Origin of the sequence: Achromobacter veterisilvae, assembly GCF_900496975.1 — a bacterium.
Taxonomy (GTDB): domain Bacteria; phylum Pseudomonadota; class Gammaproteobacteria; order Burkholderiales; family Burkholderiaceae_B; genus Achromobacter; species Achromobacter veterisilvae.
Window position 1 is genome coordinate 1 of sequence record NZ_UFQC01000023.1, and the last position, 16,798, is coordinate 16,798.

The following is a 16,798-nucleotide window of genomic DNA, read 5'->3' on the forward strand; positions in this document are numbered from 1 at the left end:
CCGGCCGCGCTGGCAAGCCGGCCGCGGGCGGCCGCGGCGGAAACAAGGCCGAGGGCGCGCGCTCCGGCGGCAACAAGGGGCCGGGCGCTGGTGGCAAGCCGCGGGCGCAACGCAGCGGCGCCGCGCCGCGGGGCGACGATTGGCAGCCGCGGGGCGCTTCGGCTCACGAGTCCCGCCTGGGCGTGATGGGTGGGCGCAGCCACCGGGGACGTTGAGGCCCGCGGGCGGCGCGCTGGCCGCGCCGCCGGGGGCGATGTGTCCCATATAAACGTAAGCCCGTGACGAATCAGGCGTTTTTCCAGTTTATCTGGTAAAATCAATGGTTTTCATGGCTTCGCGTCTTTGCCTGTGCTTTGGCTGCATGGGCGGTTTGATCGACGAAGCCGCCGCATTGCGCTTTCCTGGAAAGCGGCGGGACAGCGCCGGCGATGCAGACGGCGGCGGACCGGGCGGCGCAAGCCAAAATTTAGGTCGCAATATAGGGCACTGCCCGGCATTGCTCCTTACGTGCAGTAGGGTAGCGGCTGGGCGCTGTGCAATACGGTGGGCTGGGCGTGCAGCCCATTTTTTTTGAGTATATGGCTGATTTATTCGCATTGACCAAAGAGGCTCTGGCCGGCATGGACGTCGAACTCGTGGACGTCGAGCGTGCCGCCCTGGGCCTTTTGCGCGTCACGATCGATCGGGTCGGCGGTGTGCGCATCGAAGACTGTGAGCAGGTGTCCCGCCAATTGTCGCGGGTGTTTGAAGTCGAGAACATCGATTACAAGCGGCTGGAAGTCGGTTCGCCGGGCGTGGACCGCCCGCTGTGCAACGAGGCCGATTTCCGCCGTTTCGCAGGCGAGCGCATCGAAATCAAGCTGCGCGAGGCATTGGACGGACGCAAGGTCTTTTCCGGCACGTTGACCGTGCCCGAAGACGACGGCGCCGCGGCCTCCGACGCGGCTGCTGGGGTGCACAAGACCGTGTTCGGTCTCGAATTTGAGGCAAAAAAGAACGAAGTCCAGGTGTTGAATTTCACGGTCGAAGACATCGAACGTGCAAAACTGGATCCCGTTCTGGATTTCAAGGGCAAAAAGCGATGAGTCGCGAAATTCTTCTGTTGGTCGATGCCTTGGCGCGTGAAAAGAACGTCACGCGCGACGTCGTGTTCGGCGCGCTGGAAAGCGCGCTGGCCTCGGCGATGAAAAAACGCTTCAAAGATGATGCGGACATCCGTGTCGCCATCGATAGGGAAACCGGCGATCACGAAGGTTTCCGCCGCTGGCTGGTCGTGCCCGACGAGGCGGGCCTGCAAGAACCCGACAAGCAGGAAATGCTGTCGGACGCGCAGGAAATCGTCCCCGGCATCCAGGAAGGCGAGTACATCGAAGAGCCGCTCGAACCCATCGAGTTCGGCCGCATCGGCGCGCAGGCGGCCAAGCAGGCCATCCTGCAGAAGATCCGCGACGCCGAGCGCGAACAGGTGCTGAACGACTTCCTCGAGCGCGGCGAAACCATCGTGTCCGGCACCATCAAGCGCATGGACAAGGGCGATGCCATCATCGAGACCGGCAAGATCGAAGCGCGCCTGCCGCGTTCCGAGATGATCCCGAAGGAAAACCTCCGGGTGGCCGACCGCGTCCGCGCCTTTGTGTTGCGTGTCGACCACGCCGCGCGCGGCCAGCAGGTGATCCTGTCGCGCACCTCGCCCGAGTTCATCCGCCAGCTCTTCGAGAACGAAGTCCCCGAGATCGAGCAGGGCCTGCTGGAGATCAAGGCGGCCGCCCGCGACGCCGGGGTGCGTGCGAAGATCGCCGTGGTGGCATACGATAAGCGTATCGATCCGATCGGCACGTGCGTCGGCATGCGCGGTTCGCGCGTGACCGCGGTGCGCAACGAGCTGGGCGGCGAGCAGGTCGACATCGTGCTGTGGTCGGAAGACCCCGCGCAGTTCGTCATCGGCGCCCTGGCGCCGGCCAACGTCGAGTCCATCGTCGTCGACGAGGACAAGCACGCGATGGACGTCGTGGTGGACGAGGAAAACCTGCCCAAGGCCATCGGCGCCAAGGGTCAGAACGTCCGCCTGGCTTCCGAGCTGACCGGCTGGCAGATCAACATCATGACGCCGGAAGAAAGCCTGAACCGCCAGGAAGTCGAGCGTTCGGGCCTGCGCACCACGTTCATGAGCAAGCTGGACGTCGACGAAGAAGTCGCCGACATCCTGATCGATGAAGGTTTTACCGGTATCGAGGAAATCGCCTACGTTCCCATGCAGGAATTGCTGGAAATCGAGGCCTTTGACGAAGACACCATCAATGAATTGCGCGCCCGTGCCCGCAATGCGCTGCTGACCGAGGCGATTGCCCAGGAAGAGCGCCTTGAGACCGCACAGGATTTGCTTGAACTCGAAGGCATGACGCCCGAACTGGCTGCCAAGCTGGCCGAGCGTCAAGTGCATACGCGTGACGATCTGGCCGAATTGGCGACGGACGAACTGGCGGAAATCGCCGGCTTGACCGAGCAGGAAGCCAGCGACCTCATCATGCGTGCCCGTGCCCATTGGTTCGACGAAGAATAACCAAAAGGACACGGGTCTGCGGCGGGATGGATGCATTCCATTCTTCCGCAAGTTCACGTTGTTTGTAATAGCTGCCTATAGGGAAGAGAGAGCCTAATGTCGAGTAACACCGTCGCCCAGTTCGCTACCGAGCTGAAAATGCCTGCCAATGTGCTGCTGGATCAGCTGCGCTCGGCCGGCGTTGACCTCAAATCGGTGGACGATTCCGTCACCGACAGCGACAAGGCGAAATTGCTCGAATCGCTGCGCCGCGCCCACGGCGCAACCGAAGGCAAGAAGATCACCCTGACGCGCCGCCAGACGTCCGAGATCCGGCAGGCTGACGCCACCGGCCGCTCGCGCACGATCCAGGTCGAAGTGCGCAAGAAGCGCGTGTTCGTCAAGCGTGATCCCTCCGAAATCGCCCTGGAGCAGGCCGCCGCCGCGCGCGCCGAAGATGAAGCTTCCGCCGAAGAGGCGCAGCAGGTGTCCGCGCCGGCTGTTCCCGAGGCTCCCGCCGCGGCCGAGCCGCGCGAGGCCGCTCCCGTCCAGGCGGAGGCCGCGGCCCCCGTCAAGGCGGAAGAGCCTGTTGCTGTAGAAGCGCCCGCGCCGGTAGAAGCGCCCGCGCCCGTTGAATCCGTCGCGGCCGAAGCGCCCGCCCCCGTCGAGGCGAAATCCGCCGAAGTCCAGGCCCAGCCTGAACCCGAACCGACGCCGGCGCTTGCTCCTGCCGAGCCCGTGGCCGAAGAGGCCAAGCCCGAAGTCAAGACTGAATCCACCGAGCCCAAGGCTGAAGAAGCCGGGTCGGAACCCGTTGTGCTAGCCAATAAGTCCGAACCATCCACCTCCCAGGCCGCCGCGCCTGTCGCCCAGGCTCAGCCTGCCGCGAAGTCCGAACCCGTCAAATCCGCCGCGAAGCCCGAGTCCGCCGCGCCCGCCGTCAAGGTTGGCAGCCGTGCGGACAACCGCCGCGCCGGCCCGCCTCTTGCCGCCTCCGCTACGTCGGCCGGCCGCGATGAGGCCCGCCGCGCCGCCGAGGCCGAAGCCGCCGCCCTGCGCGAGATGCTGAATCGCCCGCGCAAGGTGCTGCGCGCTCCCGAGCCGGAGGCGCCCGCCGCCGCCGCGCCGATTTCGGGCACGCTGCACAAGCCGGCCGGCAAGCCCGGCGCGACCCCCGGCGCGAAGAAGGACGCCAAGCCCGCCGCTCCCGGCAACAAGAAGACCATCAAGACGGCCGAAGTCGCTTCGACCTGGTCCGACGATGCTTCGCGCAAGAAGCCCGCTGACAAGCCGGCCGCTCCGGCCAGCCGCGACGGCTGGCGCGCGGGCGGCAAGGGCGGCAAGGGGGGCGGCCGAGGCGGCCGTCACCAGCAGAACGACCGCCGCAACGAGCCGGCGCCGCAGGAATTCATCGCGCGTGAAGTCCACGTGCCGGAAACCATCAGCGTGGCCGACCTGGCCCACAAGATGTCCGTCAAGGCCGCCGAAGTCATCAAGCAATTGATGAAGCTGGGCCAGATGGTCACCATCAACCAGGTCCTGGACCAGGAAACGGCCATGATCGTGGTCGAGGAACTGGGCCACGTCGCCATCGCCGCCAAGCTGGACGATCCGGAAGCCTTCCTGGACGAATCGGCCGCCGGCACCGAAGCCGAACAGTTGCCGCGCGCCCCGGTCGTGACCGTCATGGGCCACGTCGACCACGGCAAGACCTCGCTGCTGGACTACATCCGCCGCGCCAAGGTCGCCGCGGGCGAAGCCGGCGGCATTACGCAGCACATCGGCGCCTACCACGTCCAGACCGAACGCGGCATGGTCACGTTCCTGGACACCCCGGGCCACGAGGCGTTCACCGCCATGCGTGCCCGCGGCGCCAAGGCCACCGACATCGTCATCCTGGTCTGCGCGGCCGATGACGGAGTGATGCCGCAGACCCGTGAAGCCATCCACCACGCGAAGGCCGCTGGCGTTCCCATGGTCGTGGCGATGACCAAGATCGATAAGCCCAGCGCCAACCCCGACCGCGTCAAGCAGGAACTGGTCGCCGAGGAAGTGGTGCCGGAAGAATACGGCGGCGACGTGCCGTTCGTGTCCGTATCGGCCAAGACCGGCGAGGGCATCGACGATCTGCTCGAAAACCTGCTGCTGCAGGCCGAAGTGCTGGAACTGAAGGCCCCGGTCGACGCGCCCGCCAAGGGCCTGGTCATCGAAGCCCGTCTCGACAAGGGCCGCGGCCCGGTCGCGACCATCCTGGTGCAAAGCGGCACGCTCAAGCGCGGCGACGTGGTGCTGGCCGGCGCGAGCTTCGGCCGCGTGCGCGCCATGCTCGATGAAAACGGCAAGCCCGTCCAGGAAGCCGGTCCGTCGATTCCGGTGGAAATCCAGGGCCTGACCGAAGTGCCGGCCGCCGGCGACGAACTGATGGTCTTGTCCGACGAGCGCAAGGCGCGCGAAATCGCGCTGTTCCGCCAGGGCAAGTTCCGCGACGTCAAGCTGGCCCGCCAGCAGGCCGCGAAGCTGGAGTCCATGTTCGACAACCTGGGCGAGGGCACGCAGACCCTGGCCCTGATCGTGAAGACCGACGTCCAGGGTTCGCAGGAAGCGCTGGTGCAGTCCCTGACCAAGCTGTCGACCGACGAAGTCCGCGTGCAGGTCGTGCACGCCGCCGTGGGCGGCATCTCGGAAAGCGACATCAACCTGGCCATCGCCTCGAACGCCGTCGTGATCGGCTTCAACGTCCGCGCCGAAGCCAGCGCCAAGAAGCTGGCCGAGAACAACGGCATCGACGTGCGCTACTACAACATCATCTACGACGCCGTGGACGAAGTGAAGGCAGCCATGTCGGGCATGCTGGCGCCTGAGAAGAAGGAAGAAGTCATCGGCCTGGTCGAGATCCGCGAGGTCTACAGCATTTCCCGCATCGGCAACATCGCCGGCTGCATGGTGCTCGACGGCATCGTGCGTCGCGATTCGCAGGTCCGCCTGCTGCGCAACAACGTGGTCCACTGGACCGGCCAGCTCGATTCGCTGCGCCGCTTCAAGGACGACGTCAAGGAAGTCAAGTCGGGCTTCGACTGCGGCCTTACGCTGCGCGGCAACAACGACATCCAGGTGGGCGACCAACTGGAAGTCTTTGAAATCAAGGAAATCGCGCGTACGCTGTAAGGCGTCGCGAGGCATTATTTCTAATGAGCCGTCACAAGTCCAAAGCCATCCCCGGCCGCAATCTGCGGCTGGCCGACCAGATCCAGAAGGATCTGGCCGGGATCATCCAGCGCGAGATCGACACGACCCGCGCTGGCTTGATCACGCTCTCTGGTGTGGAGCTGTCGACCGACTACGCGCACGCGAAGGTATATTTCACGGTTTTGGGCGCCGAGCCCGAAGCCGCGACCGCGCTGCTGAACGAGAAGGCCGGCTGGCTGCATTCGCAGCTCTACAAGCTGTTGCACATTCACACTGTCCCCACTTTGCGTTTCATCCACGACGAGCAGATTGCCCGTGGTATCGAAATGTCGATCCTGATCGACCGCGCAAACCGGCCCGGCCCGCACTCGGGCGTGCCCGACGAACCTGAAGACCAGTCCTGATCGGGCTGTCGTCACTGCTTTACTACCGGATTCCGACGATGGCTAAACGACGCGGGCTTATGCTCGACGGTGTGCTGTTGCTCGACAAACCCGTGGGTCTGTCGAGCAACCATGCCCTGCAACGCGCCAAGCGCGCCATGGACGCGGCGAAAGCCGGCCATACGGGCACGCTGGATCCCTTCGCCACCGGGCTGCTGGTGTGCTGTATGGGCAAGGCGACGAAAATTTCCGGTGCGATGCTCAACGCCGACAAGGCCTATCGCGCTACGCTGCAATTCGGGTCGGAAACCGACTCCGGCGACCTGACCGGCAACGTGGTGTCCACGGCCGAGCCGGGCTTCGTGGTGGAGGAGCAGGCGCTGCGCGAAGCGCTGTCACGTTTCTCGGGCACGATCGAGCAGATTCCGCCGATGTATTCGGCGCTCAAGCGCGACGGCAAGCCCTTGTACGAGTACGCGCGCGCGGGCATCGAGCTTGAACGGCCGCCGCGCCAGATCACGATACACCGCATCGAACTGCTGTCCCTGAACGGGACGCAGGCAGAGATCGATGTGGCTTGCAGTAAAGGCACATACATCCGGACGCTGGCCCAGGACATCGGGCGCGTGCTGGGCTGTTACGCCCACCTGACGGCGCTGCGGCGCACGCACGTCGGGCCCTTTTCCCTGGAACGCGCCGTTGCGCTGGAAGCCTTGCAGGCCATGCCAGACCCCAAGCAGGCATTGCTTGCACTGAACGAATTGCCGGCGGGCTTGCTGCCCGCCACCTGACCTTAAAGGACTAGCTATGACTCGCGCCCTGCGCAACGTCGCCATCATCGCCCACGTCGACCACGGCAAAACGACCCTGGTCGACCAGTTGCTGCGCCAATCCGGCACCTTCCGCGAAAACCAGGCGCTGACCGAACGGGTCATGGACTCGAACGATCTGGAAAAAGAGCGCGGCATCACCATTCTGGCCAAGAACTGTGCCGTTGAATACCAAGGCACGCACATCAACATCATCGACACCCCGGGACACGCGGACTTCGGCGGCGAAGTCGAGCGCGTGCTGTCCATGGTCGACGGCGTGCTGCTGCTGGTGGACGCGGTCGAAGGCCCCATGCCCCAGACCATCTTCGTTACCCGCAAGGCGCTGGCCCTCGGCCTGAAGCCCATCGTCGTGGTCAACAAGGTGGACCGTCCGGGCGCCCGCACCGATTTCGTCATCAACGCCACGTTCGACCTGTTCGACAAGCTGGGCGCCACCGAGGAGCAACTGGACTTCCCGGTGGTGTACGCCTCGGGCCTGTCGGGCTACGCGGGCCTGAGCGCCGACGTGCGCGAAGGCGACATGCGTCCCCTGTTCGAAGCCATCCTCGAACACGTGCCGCAGCGCGAAGACGACCCCAACGGTCCGCTGCAAATGCAGATCATCTCGCTCGACTACAACAGCTACGTCGGCAAGATCGGCGTGGGCCGCATCAACCGCGGCCGCATGCGCCCCGGCATGGAAGTGGCCTACAAGTTCGGTCCCGAGGGCCAGGGCGGCCGCGGCCGCATCAACCAGGTGCTGAAGTTCCACGGCCTGGAGCGCATCGTCGTGGACGAGGCCGAGGCCGGCGACATCGTGCTGGTCAACGGCATCGAGGAGCTGGGCATCGGCTGCACGGTCACCGATACGGTCACGCAGGACGCGCTGCCGATGCTGCGCATCGACGAGCCCACCCTGACCATGAACTTCATGGTGAATACGTCGCCGCTGGCCGGCCGCGAAGGCAAGTTCGTGACCAGCCGCCAACTGCGCGACCGCCTGGACCGCGAACTGAAGTCCAACGTGGCGCTACGAGTGCGCGACACCGGCGACGACACGGTGTTCGAAGTGTCGGGCCGCGGCGAACTGCACCTGACCATCCTGCTGGAAACGATGCGCCGCGAAGGCTACGAGCTGGCCGTGTCGCGCCCGCGCGTGGTGTTCAAGGACATCGACGGCGTGAAGTGCGAGCCGTTCGAATCGCTGACCGTCGACGTCGAGGACGCCCACCAGGGCGGCGTGATGGAAGAACTGGGCCGCCGCAAGGGCGATCTGCAGGACATGCAGCCGGACGGCCGCGGCCGCACCCGCCTGGAATACCTGATCCCCGCCCGCGGCCTGATCGGCTTCCAGAACGAGTTCCTGACGCTGACCCGCGGCACCGGCCTGATGAGCCACATCTTCCACGAATACGCGCCCATCAAGGAAGGCTCGATCGGCGAGCGCCGCAACGGCGTGCTGATCAGCCAGGACCACGGCGACGCCGTGGCCTACGCCCTGTGGAAGCTGCAGGATCGCGGCCGCATGTTCGTCAGCCCGGGCGATGCGCTGTACGAAGGCATGATCATCGGCATCCACAGCCGCGACAACGACCTGGTCGTGAACCCCATCAAGGGCAAGCAACTGACCAACGTGCGCGCCTCGGGCACCGACGAAGCCGTGCGCCTGGTTCCGCCGATCCAGATGTCGCTGGAATACGCCGTGGAATTCATCGACGACGACGAACTGGTGGAAATCACGCCCAAGTCGATCCGCCTGCGCAAGCGCTACCTGCTCGAAAACGAACGCAAGCGCGCCGCGCGCGAATCCGCCGTCTAAGCGGGTGGCGGGGCGCCGCCCCGCGTTGCCGCACAGCAAGAAGGCCGCACACTTCCGGGTGTGCGGTTTTTTTTCGCCGGCCGGCCGCGGCCCCGGTTCAGGCGCGCGAGGCGGCGGCGCCCGGCAGGCGCTGGGTGGCGGTCAGCAATCTGGCCGAAAACTCCAGCGCCGCCCGGCTGCGCGAGGCATCCCGGCGCCACAGGATGGCGGCGCGGCGGACCGTGGCGGGCTCGGTCAGGACGATGCTCTTCAATGCCGAGCCGGCCTCGTTCGCCGCCTGCTGCGCGGCGTGCTCGGCGGAGATCGTCGCCAGCGCGCCTTGGCGGCACAGGTGTATCAGGGCGTCCACCGATTCCATTTCCACCCGCACGTCGGGTTTCAGGCCCGCCGTGAGGCAGGCGGCGTCTATCATGCGGCGGGTCGCGAAGCTGCGCGGCAGCAACGCCAGCGGGACGCCTTCCAGTTCGCGCATGCGCAGGCTGCGGCGGGCGGCCAGCGGATGCCGTTTGCTCACGACCACCTGCAGCCGCTCTTCGAACAGCGGCTGGGCCTCGATTTCTTCGCGCAGCGCCGGGTGGAACGAAATCCCCAGGTCCAGTTGGCCCGCGATCAGCAGTTCCTCGATGGGGCCGGCCCGAAGGTCGCGCACGTGTATCTGGACCTTGGGAAACGCCAGGCTGAACCCCGCCACGGCGTCGGGGACGAAGTGGGTCAGGAAGGTCGGAATGACGCCTATCGTGAGGGAGCCCGCCTGCAGGCCGGCCAGATCCGCGAGCGCCATCTTTCCCGCTTCGATCTCCTGCAGGGCCCGGCTCGCGTGATCGCGCAGCACCTTGCCCGCCTGCGACAGCCGCAGGCCCCGCCCGATGCGGTCGAACAGGGGCATGTTCAGCTCTTCCTCCAGTTGCCGCAGCCCGTGGGACAAGGTGGACTGGGTTACGTGCAGGGCGTCCGCGGAACGGGTCAGGTGTTCGGTTTCCGCCACGCTGAGGAAGTAGCGGAGCTGACGGATTTCCATGGTTTTTTCCTCGCGTAATCCCGGATGGACTGATGTATTTCCATCGATTATTGCTACCTGACCGTTCGATTCTATCGAATGTTCCATTGAAAATAAATCATTGGATGCAAACGGAGCCGAGTCCTAATCTGCGGGCATCATCCATGGCAGCAGACTTATGACCTCCGTTTCGACCCATGCGCCCACGCGGGCGCCGATCATGCAGAACGATTCGGCCTGGCGCATCGAGCGCATCCAGGCGCGGATCGTCGATATCCCGACCATCCGGCCCCACAAGTTTTCCTTCGGCGCGATCAACCGGCAGAGTCCGGTCATCGTGCAGCTCTGGCTGGCCAACGGCGCCTGCGGTTTCGGCGAGGCGGCCACCATCGGCGGGCCTTCGTGGAACGAAGAATCGCCCGAGACCATCCTGCACGCGATCCAGGAGTATCTGGCTCCCGCCGCGACGGGCGGCGACGCCCGCAAGTTCTGCGAGCACTTCGCGCGCTTCGAGGCCGTCTGTAAGGGCAATATGTTCGCCAAGAGCGCCGTGGAAATGGCGCTCGTGGACGCGGTGGCGCGCAGCCTGGACGTGCCCGCGTGGCAACTGCTGGGCGGCAAGCGGATTCAAAGCCTGCCCCTGGCATGGACGCTGGCCAGCGGCGATTCGCGGCTCGACCTGGAAGAGGCCGAAAAAATGCTCCAGTCGCGCCGCCACCGCTTGTTCAAGCTCAAGATCGGCGCGCGCAGCCCGGCCGACGACGTCGAGCACGTGGAGCGCATCGCGCGCGGCCTGGACGGCCGCGCCACCATGACGGTGGACGTGAACCAGGCGTGGGACGGCAACACCGCGCGCCGCTTCCTGCCCAGGCTGGTGGACGCCGGCGTGACGCTGATCGAGCAGCCCGTCGCCAAATGGAACGTGCAGGCCCTGCGCGAAGCCACGCAGGCGCTGGGAGACACCGCCCTGGTCATGGCCGACGAGAGCCTGTGCTCGCCGCAGGATGCGTTCCAACTGGCGTCCCAACGCGCGTGCCACGTGTTTTCGCTCAAGGTCGCCAAGCACGGCGGCCTGCTGCGGACGCGCGAAGTCGCGGCGATCGCCGACGCGGCCGACATCGGCTGGTACGGCGGCACCATGCTGGAGACTTCGCTGGGCAGCGCCGCGTCCGCCCACGTCTTCGCCACGCTTTCGGACCGGCACCACGGCTGCGAACTGTTCGGTCCGCAACTGCTGGTCGACGACATCGTCGGGCAGCCGATGGAAGTGCGCGATTTTGAACTTCAACTGCCCGACGGGCCGGGTTTCGGCGTGGAGGTGGACGCAAAGCGTCTCGACCGCTACGACCGGGCCCGCCAGGGATTGGCGCCGAAGACCGTCGACTTCGGCCGCAAGCCCGCGCAGTCCGGGAATTGACCCGCCGCTTTCTCGCTTACTACACAAAAGGAGACGCATCATGGCTGAATATACCCAGCAACAATTATTGGACCTGGTCAACAGTTCCCAGGTGAACCCCGGCAACGAACGGGTCAGGCAGATCTCGCAGCGCATCGTGTCGGACCTGTTTCGCGCGATCGACGACCTCGACATCAAGCCCGACGAGTTCTGGGCCGGCGTGAATTGGCTTGCCCGGCTGGGCGCCAGCGGCCAGATCGGCCTGATCACCGCGGGCCTGGGGTTCGACCGCCTGATCGACATCCGCGAGGAAGAGGCCGACGAGGCCGCCAATCGGGCCGCGGGCACGCCGCGCGCGATCGAGGGGCCGCTCTACATCGCGGGCGCGCCGCTGTCCGAGGGACAGGCGCGGCTGGACGAGGATCCGCCTCGCGGCGAGGTCCTGGTCATGGAAGGCCAAGTGCGCGACACGGACGGCAATCCCGTCGCCGGCGCGCTCCTGGACGTCTGGCACGCCAATGAACTGGGCCGCTATTCGCACTTCGATCCCGACCAGGAGGACTATCACCTGCGCCGCAAGATCCGGACGGACGCGCAGGGCCGCTACCGCTTCCGCAGCTTCATTCCCCCGGGCTATGCGATTCCGCCCGCCAGCCCGACTTCCGAACTGTTCGAAGCCCTGGGCCGCCACGGCAACCGTCCGGCCCACATCCATTTCCTGGTGGCCGCCGAGAATCTGCGCACGCTGACGACCCAGGTCAACATCCCGGGCGATACCTTCCTGGACGACGATTTCGCCTTCGCTACCCGCGACGGGCTGGTCGTCGAATTGCAGCCGGGCACGCCGCCCGCCGGCTACGAGAGCCTGGGCGTGAACGCGCCGTTCACGCGCGTCTGTTTCGACTTCGTGATGCAGCCGGCGCTGGACGCGGACGAGGCCCGGCCGGAAGCCCGGATGGACCGCGTCGCCGCCTAGATCCCGGCGGCGCCATTGTCCGGCGCCGCCTTCGCCCCATTCAAAAAATACCCGGCGCGGCGCCGATACCGCCGCGCCATGGAGACAAGCAAGATGAGCACTTCCTCCAGTTGGTCGATTCCGACGCTGATCGACCAGGAGCGCCTTGGCGCGTTCCAGTGGCGCGTCCTGATCCTGTGTTTCATGATCGCGCTGTTCGACGGATTCGACACGCAGGCGATCGCCTTCACGGGACCGGCCATCCTGGCCGCATTCAACCTGCAGGCGGGCGCGCTCGCGCCCATCCTGACGGCGGGCATCGTCGGCATGACGGTGGGCGCCATGACCCTGGGCCTGATCGGCGACCGCATCGGCCGCCGGCCCGCGATCATGATCGGCCTGGCCCTGTTCGGCCTGTCCACGCTGGCCACGGCCTGGGCGACCGACACCACCCACATCCTGGTGCTGCGCTTCATCGCGGGCCTGGGCATGGGCGGCTGCACCCCGGTCCTGCTGGCCCTGGCCGCGGAATACGGTCCGGCCCGCCTGCGCGGCGCCATCATGACGGGCGTCCTGCTGGGCTTGCCGGCCGGCGCCATGCTGGGTGGATTGCTGGCCGCCAGGATGCTGCCGGTCATCGGCTGGGAAGGCATCTTCGTGGTGGGCGGCCTGGCGCCGCTGGCCCTGCTGGCGGTCACCGCGCTGATACTGCCCGAGTCGCTGTATTTCAAGGCCACCCGCCGCGATCCCGACAGCCAGCGCTACATCGCGCGCGTCCTCTCCCTGATCTCCCGCCGCAAGCTGGAGGCCGACGCGCGCTTCACCGTGCCGGAAGAATCGGTCGCCAAGGCCAGCGTCAAGGCGCTGTTCTCGGGCGGGCATGGCGGCAAGACCGTGGCCATCTGGTCGGTGTACCTGTTGAACTGGGTCGCGTGGTTCATGCTGCTGTCGTGGCTGCCCACGGTGTTGAAGGCCGCCGGCCTGCCCGCCGCGCAGGCGCCGATGGGGACCGTGATCGTCAACGCCGTCTTCATCATCTGCGCGATTCCGCTGTCGTTCCTGCTGCCCCGCGTGAACACCCGGCGGCTGCTGGGCGCGATGTTCGCCCTGGGCATCGCGGTGGCCATCGGCCTGAGCTACGCGGGCGACAACTGGACGCTGGTGTTCATCCTGGTCGGCGCCGCCGGCCTGGGCATCGGCGGGCAGCAGATCGCGCTGAACTACCTGATCGTGGGCGCCTATCCCACCGCCTTGCGCGCCACGGCCGCCGGCTGGGCCATCGGCATGGGACGCGCCGGCGCGATCGCGGGATCCGCCATCGGCGGCTCGTTCCTGGCATGGGGCGGCCCGTCGGGCTTCTTCCTGGCCCTGGCCGTGCCCCTGGCCGTCGCGGCGCTCGCGGTGCTCAGTATCAAGCTTTCCCACGCGCCTTCCAACGCGGCGCTGTCCGCCGCCCACTAACCCATGACGAGTCGCCATTCCATGTTTACGCATCAACGCTTCGAGGGGCAGGTGGCCCTGGTCACGGGCGCCGCCCAGGGCGTGGGCCGGGCCACGGCCCTGCGCCTGGCCGCCGAGGGCGCGCAGGTCGTCGTCGTGGACCGCGCCGAGGTCCAGGGCGTCGCCGTGGCCGAAGAGATCCGCGCCGCCGGCGGGCGCGCCCGCTTTGTCCAGGCCGACCTGGAAACGCACGAAGGCGCGCAGTCCATGGTCCAGTCCGCCCTGGAGATCAACGGCCGCATCGACGTGTCCGTGCACAACGTGGGCGGCACCATCTGGGCCAAGCCGTTCTGGGAATACACGCCGGAACAGATGCAGCGCGAGGTCAACCGCTCGCTGTGGCCCACGCTGTGGTCCTGCCGCGCCGTCATTCCGGTGATGCGCGCGCAGGGCGCCGGGGCCATCGTCAATGTGGGCTCCAACGCCACGCGCGGGATCTACCGGGTGCCGTATTCCGCGTCCAAGGGCGGCGTGCACGCGGCAACCGTCTGCATGGCGCTGGAGCTCGCGAAATCGGGCGTGCGGGTGAATTGCGTGTCGCCGGGCGCCCTGGACAACGGCGTGCGCGCCATTCCCCGCAACGCCGAGCCGCCGTCCGAGCAGGAGACCGCCTGGATGAAGGAGATGTACGTCTCCTGCCTGAAGGACACGCCGCAGGACCGGCTGGGCCAGGCCGACGAGGTGGCCGCGGCGATCTGCTTCATGGCCGCGCCCGAGGCGTCGTACATCACCGGCCAGATTATGTACGTGGCGGGCGGGGATATCGGCTGAGCCCCGCGGCCGGGGCGGCGCGGCGGTCAGCCGTGCTGGTGGCGGTATTCCTGCGTCGCCCCGCCGTATCCGTACGCCGCCGCGCGCGCGTCGATCACGTGCACGTACGAGCACTCGTGCAGTTCGCCCAGGATGTCCTGGAAGGCCGCGTAGACGTCCTTGATGAAGCGCGCCTTCTCGGCCTTGGTGTTGGTTTCGTCGGTGACGCTGATGTCCAGGTGGAAGGCGTTCCTGCCCTGTTCGGACAGCGGCCGGCCGCCGATGAACCAGAGGTCGTGGGGAATGTGCTGCAGCGTGATCGCGATGACGGGCAGTTTCTTGCCCAGCACGGATTGGGTCAGCCCGGCGGCGGCGTCCACCACGCGGCGGTCGCGGGCGGCGTCGGGATGGCCGGAAAGGTGGATCACGATGTGGGGCATGGCGGAACTCCTGTCGGTGAGGGGAATGGAGCCAGTCTAGGCGCCGCATTGACATCGGAAAAGCGGGAAATTACGATTTCATCCATCGAAGAAACCGTTGGATAAGCCATGTCCGGATTCGACCTCGACCAATTGCGCACCCTGGTCGCCGTGCTCGATGCCGGCAGCTTGACGGCCGCCGCGCCGAGAGTGTTCCTGTCGCAGTCTTCGGTCAGCGAGCAGATGCGCAAGCTCGAGGAGCGCGCCGGGCAGCCCCTGCTGGTGCGCGGCAAGGGCGGCGTGGCCCCGACGCCGGCGGGGGAACGCCTGCTGGCCCACGCGCGCGCCATCCTGGCGCTGAGCGACGAGGCCTACCGCGACCTGCGCGGCGTGGCGCTGCGCGGCGAACTGCGCCTGTGCGTCACGGATTACTTCCGCCCCGGCGACGTGGCGCGCCTGTTGCGCAGGCTGAACGAGCAATATCCGCAAGTGCGCCTGCACGTCACCATCATGAAGAGCGGCGCGATCGAGGCGGCCTACGAGCGCGGCGAAATCGACGTCGGGATTTCGATGTCCATCCAGGAACGCGGCGCCGCGCGGGGCCGCGCCCAGGGCGCGCTGCTGCGGCGCGAACCGCTCTTGTGGATGGCGGCCGACGGGCGGGCGGCGGCATCGGGCGAGGAATTGCCGCTGCTGGTGCTGCCGGAAACCTGCGCGCTGCGGCAATTCGTCGAGCGCCTGCTGTCGCGCCGCGGCATCCCGTATTCGGTGGCCCACGTGGCCTCCGGCGTGGCGGGGCTGCAACTGGCGGTGGCGGCGGGGCTGGGCGTGGCCTGCCTGAACGAGTCCTCCCTGGCGCCGGGCATTGCGCGCCTGCGCGCGCCTGGCCTGCCGGCCTTGCCGGCGGTGGAGTTCCGCCTACTGCCCGCGCGGCCGGGCGAAAGCGAATTCGTCGGCCTGGCGCGCGAGGCCATCGTCAAGGCGATGGGCTAGGGCCCGTTCCCAGCCAGTCCAGGAAATCGCGGCCCGGCCCGCTGTCGCGGACGATCGCGCCTATCGGCAGGAACGAGCCGGGGGAGGCGATGTCCACGCGCTGGAAATGCCCGTGCTGCATGTACCAGCCGGCCAGGGTCCGCGGCACCATCGCCAGGGCCTGCTGGGCCTGCATGACGGCGATGAGCAGCGGCATGGGAGGCGCGGCGCTGGCCAGCCTGCACAGGCGGGGAACGACGCCGGCGCGCTCGAAGAAGGTCTTGAAGACCGCGTGGATGGCCAATTCCGGCCGGGGTTCGATCCAGAGCTGCGAGGCGGCCTGCGCGGGCGTGGGCGAGCAGCCCGGCTCCAGCAGGGGATGGCCCGCGGCCGCCACGATCAGCGCTTCGTCCTGTTGCAGCGGCACGAATTCCAGGCCGGCCGGCACCGCGTCGGGCTGCCGGCACAGCAGCATGTCCAGGCCGCCGTTGGCGGCCTGCGGCAGCAGTTGTTCGCGGCTGCCTTCCACGATTTCCACTTGCAGTCCGGGCCGCGCGTTCATGTAGGCGGGCAGGCGTTCGGCCAGCAGGCCGCCGCTGGCCGCCGGAATGGCGCCCAGCCGCAGGTAGCCGGTGGCGCCCTGGCGCAGGGCGGCCACGGAGTCGGTGGAGGCGCGCAAGGTCGTCAGCATGCCCCGGGCGCATTCGGCCATGAGCTGGCCGCTGCGCGTGGCCCGCATGCCGCGCGCATGGCGTTCGAACAGGCGCACGCCCAGCAGGCCTTCGATATCGGCCAGCGCGTGAGTGGCCGCGGGCTGGCTCATGCCGACGTGGCTGGCCGCCTGCTGGATGCTGCCGAGGTCGGCGATGCCGGCGAGCAGTTGCAGGTGCCGCAGCCGGCCCTTGGCGAGCAGGCGGGCCAGCAGGGTGGCGGGGGCGACGTCCATGAGAGGTGGTTCGAGGTATTCAAAATTTGAATATATAACCCCATTAATGTATTTGAAATAAGGATATGCCCTGGCCACAATGCAGCGATTCCTTTCATTGCTTCCTTTCCCAAGGAGTGGCCCC

Annotated in this window: 14 protein-coding genes and 1 pseudogene; 12 read left to right on the top strand and 3 right to left on the bottom strand. The window is 67.0% G+C overall.

Annotated elements, in window-relative coordinates; genetic code table 11:
* The 7 genes and pseudogenes from AVE30378_RS32765 to typA form a co-directional block, all read left to right on the top strand.
* A pseudogene (locus tag AVE30378_RS32765) lies at nt 1-215 on the top strand (23S rRNA pseudouridylate synthase B); the annotation flags it as partial.
* Between the two features lie 363 nt (nt 216-578).
* Nucleotides 579-1,085: a ribosome maturation factor RimP gene (gene rimP, locus AVE30378_RS20155; RefSeq protein WP_129242640.1), complete on the top strand. Its 507-nt coding sequence runs from the start codon at nt 579-581 to the stop codon at nt 1,083-1,085.
* A complete protein-coding gene (gene nusA / locus AVE30378_RS20160) occupies nt 1,082-2,560 on the top strand; it encodes a transcription termination factor NusA (protein WP_129242641.1) in 1,479 nt (492 codons plus the stop codon). Before rimP ends, nusA begins: the two co-directional genes overlap by 4 nt.
* Nucleotides 2,561-2,656: 96 nt before the next feature.
* Nucleotides 2,657-5,704 carry a translation initiation factor IF-2 gene (gene infB / locus AVE30378_RS20165; RefSeq protein ID WP_129242642.1) on the top strand — a complete coding sequence of 1,016 codons (3,048 nt, stop codon included), beginning with the start codon at nt 2,657-2,659 and terminating at the stop codon, nt 5,702-5,704.
* Between the two features lie 23 nt (nt 5,705-5,727).
* Nucleotides 5,728-6,129, top strand: a complete 402-nt coding sequence (gene rbfA / locus AVE30378_RS20170; protein WP_102774817.1) for a 30S ribosome-binding factor RbfA — start codon at nt 5,728-5,730, stop codon at nt 6,127-6,129.
* 38 nt (nt 6,130-6,167) lie between these two features.
* Nucleotides 6,168-6,899, top strand: coding sequence for a tRNA pseudouridine(55) synthase TruB (gene truB / locus AVE30378_RS20175; protein WP_129242643.1), 732 nt, complete (start codon nt 6,168-6,170; stop codon nt 6,897-6,899).
* 16 nt (nt 6,900-6,915) lie between these two features.
* Nucleotides 6,916-8,739, top strand: coding sequence for a translational GTPase TypA (gene typA / locus AVE30378_RS20180; RefSeq protein WP_129242644.1), 1,824 nt, complete (start codon nt 6,916-6,918; stop codon nt 8,737-8,739).
* Nucleotides 8,740-8,836: 97 nt separating this feature from the next.
* Here typA and cynR read toward each other — a convergent pair whose 3' ends face one another.
* Nucleotides 8,837-9,757: a transcriptional regulator CynR gene (gene cynR, locus AVE30378_RS20185; protein ID WP_129242645.1), complete on the bottom strand. Its 921-nt coding sequence runs from the start codon at nt 9,755-9,757 to the stop codon at nt 8,837-8,839.
* Between the two features lie 199 nt (nt 9,758-9,956).
* Here cynR and AVE30378_RS20190 point away from each other — a divergent pair, with 199 nt between their 5' ends.
* The 4 genes from AVE30378_RS20190 (at nt 9,957) to AVE30378_RS20205 (ending at nt 14,358) form a co-directional block, all read left to right on the top strand.
* Complete coding sequence (locus AVE30378_RS20190) at nt 9,957-11,153, top strand: muconate/chloromuconate family cycloisomerase (RefSeq protein ID WP_129242804.1); 1,197 nt, start codon at nt 9,957-9,959, stop codon at nt 11,151-11,153.
* A 40-nt stretch (nt 11,154-11,193) separates the two neighbouring features.
* Complete coding sequence (locus AVE30378_RS20195; RefSeq protein ID WP_129242647.1) at nt 11,194-12,108, top strand: dioxygenase family protein; 915 nt, start codon at nt 11,194-11,196, stop codon at nt 12,106-12,108.
* Nucleotides 12,109-12,201: 93 nt separating this feature from the next.
* Entirely contained in the window at nt 12,202-13,548 is a 1,347-nt protein-coding gene (locus tag AVE30378_RS20200; RefSeq protein WP_129242649.1) for an MFS transporter, read from the top strand.
* A 21-nt stretch (nt 13,549-13,569) separates the two neighbouring features.
* Complete coding sequence (locus AVE30378_RS20205) at nt 13,570-14,358, top strand: 1,6-dihydroxycyclohexa-2,4-diene-1-carboxylate dehydrogenase (RefSeq protein ID WP_129242651.1); 789 nt, start codon at nt 13,570-13,572, stop codon at nt 14,356-14,358.
* A 26-nt stretch (nt 14,359-14,384) separates the two neighbouring features.
* On the opposite strand, the gene AVE30378_RS20210 is transcribed toward AVE30378_RS20205, so the two are convergent.
* Nucleotides 14,385-14,777, bottom strand: a complete 393-nt coding sequence (locus AVE30378_RS20210; protein WP_129242652.1) for a tautomerase family protein — start codon at nt 14,775-14,777, stop codon at nt 14,385-14,387.
* Nucleotides 14,778-14,885: 108 nt separating this feature from the next.
* Here AVE30378_RS20210 and AVE30378_RS20215 point away from each other — a divergent pair, with 108 nt between their 5' ends.
* A complete protein-coding gene (locus AVE30378_RS20215) occupies nt 14,886-15,749 on the top strand; it encodes a LysR family transcriptional regulator (protein WP_129242654.1) in 864 nt (287 codons plus the stop codon).
* Here the strand turns inward: AVE30378_RS20215 and AVE30378_RS20220 are convergent.
* Nucleotides 15,733-16,674, bottom strand: coding sequence for a LysR family transcriptional regulator (locus AVE30378_RS20220; RefSeq protein ID WP_129242656.1), 942 nt, complete (start codon nt 16,672-16,674; stop codon nt 15,733-15,735). The genes AVE30378_RS20215 and AVE30378_RS20220 overlap by 17 nt on opposite strands.
* Nucleotides 16,675-16,798 lie beyond the last annotated feature (124 nt).

What these genes read in the sequence shown, in the direction of transcription:
- AVE30378_RS20215 (WP_129242654.1), top strand. Translation starts at nt 14,886, where the DNA reads ATGTCCGGATTCGACCTCGACCAATTGCGCACCCTGGTCGCCGTGCTC.
- rbfA (WP_102774817.1), top strand. Translation starts at nt 5,728, where the DNA reads ATGAGCCGTCACAAGTCCAAAGCCATCCCCGGCCGCAATCTGCGGCTG.
- AVE30378_RS20220 (WP_129242656.1), bottom strand. Translation starts at nt 16,674, where the DNA reads ATGGACGTCGCCCCCGCCACCCTGCTGGCCCGCCTGCTCGCCAAGGGC.
- cynR (WP_129242645.1), bottom strand. Translation starts at nt 9,757, where the DNA reads ATGGAAATCCGTCAGCTCCGCTACTTCCTCAGCGTGGCGGAAACCGAA.
- infB (WP_129242642.1), top strand. Translation starts at nt 2,657, where the DNA reads ATGTCGAGTAACACCGTCGCCCAGTTCGCTACCGAGCTGAAAATGCCT.
- rimP (WP_129242640.1), top strand. Translation starts at nt 579, where the DNA reads ATGGCTGATTTATTCGCATTGACCAAAGAGGCTCTGGCCGGCATGGAC.
- typA (WP_129242644.1), top strand. Translation starts at nt 6,916, where the DNA reads ATGACTCGCGCCCTGCGCAACGTCGCCATCATCGCCCACGTCGACCAC.
- truB (WP_129242643.1), top strand. Translation starts at nt 6,168, where the DNA reads ATGGCTAAACGACGCGGGCTTATGCTCGACGGTGTGCTGTTGCTCGAC.
- AVE30378_RS20195 (WP_129242647.1), top strand. Translation starts at nt 11,194, where the DNA reads ATGGCTGAATATACCCAGCAACAATTATTGGACCTGGTCAACAGTTCC.
- nusA (WP_129242641.1), top strand. Translation starts at nt 1,082, where the DNA reads ATGAGTCGCGAAATTCTTCTGTTGGTCGATGCCTTGGCGCGTGAAAAG.
- AVE30378_RS20190 (WP_129242804.1), top strand. Translation starts at nt 9,957, where the DNA reads ATGCAGAACGATTCGGCCTGGCGCATCGAGCGCATCCAGGCGCGGATC.
- AVE30378_RS20210 (WP_129242652.1), bottom strand. Translation starts at nt 14,777, where the DNA reads ATGCCCCACATCGTGATCCACCTTTCCGGCCATCCCGACGCCGCCCGC.
- AVE30378_RS20205 (WP_129242651.1), top strand. Translation starts at nt 13,570, where the DNA reads ATGTTTACGCATCAACGCTTCGAGGGGCAGGTGGCCCTGGTCACGGGC.
- AVE30378_RS20200 (WP_129242649.1), top strand. Translation starts at nt 12,202, where the DNA reads ATGAGCACTTCCTCCAGTTGGTCGATTCCGACGCTGATCGACCAGGAG.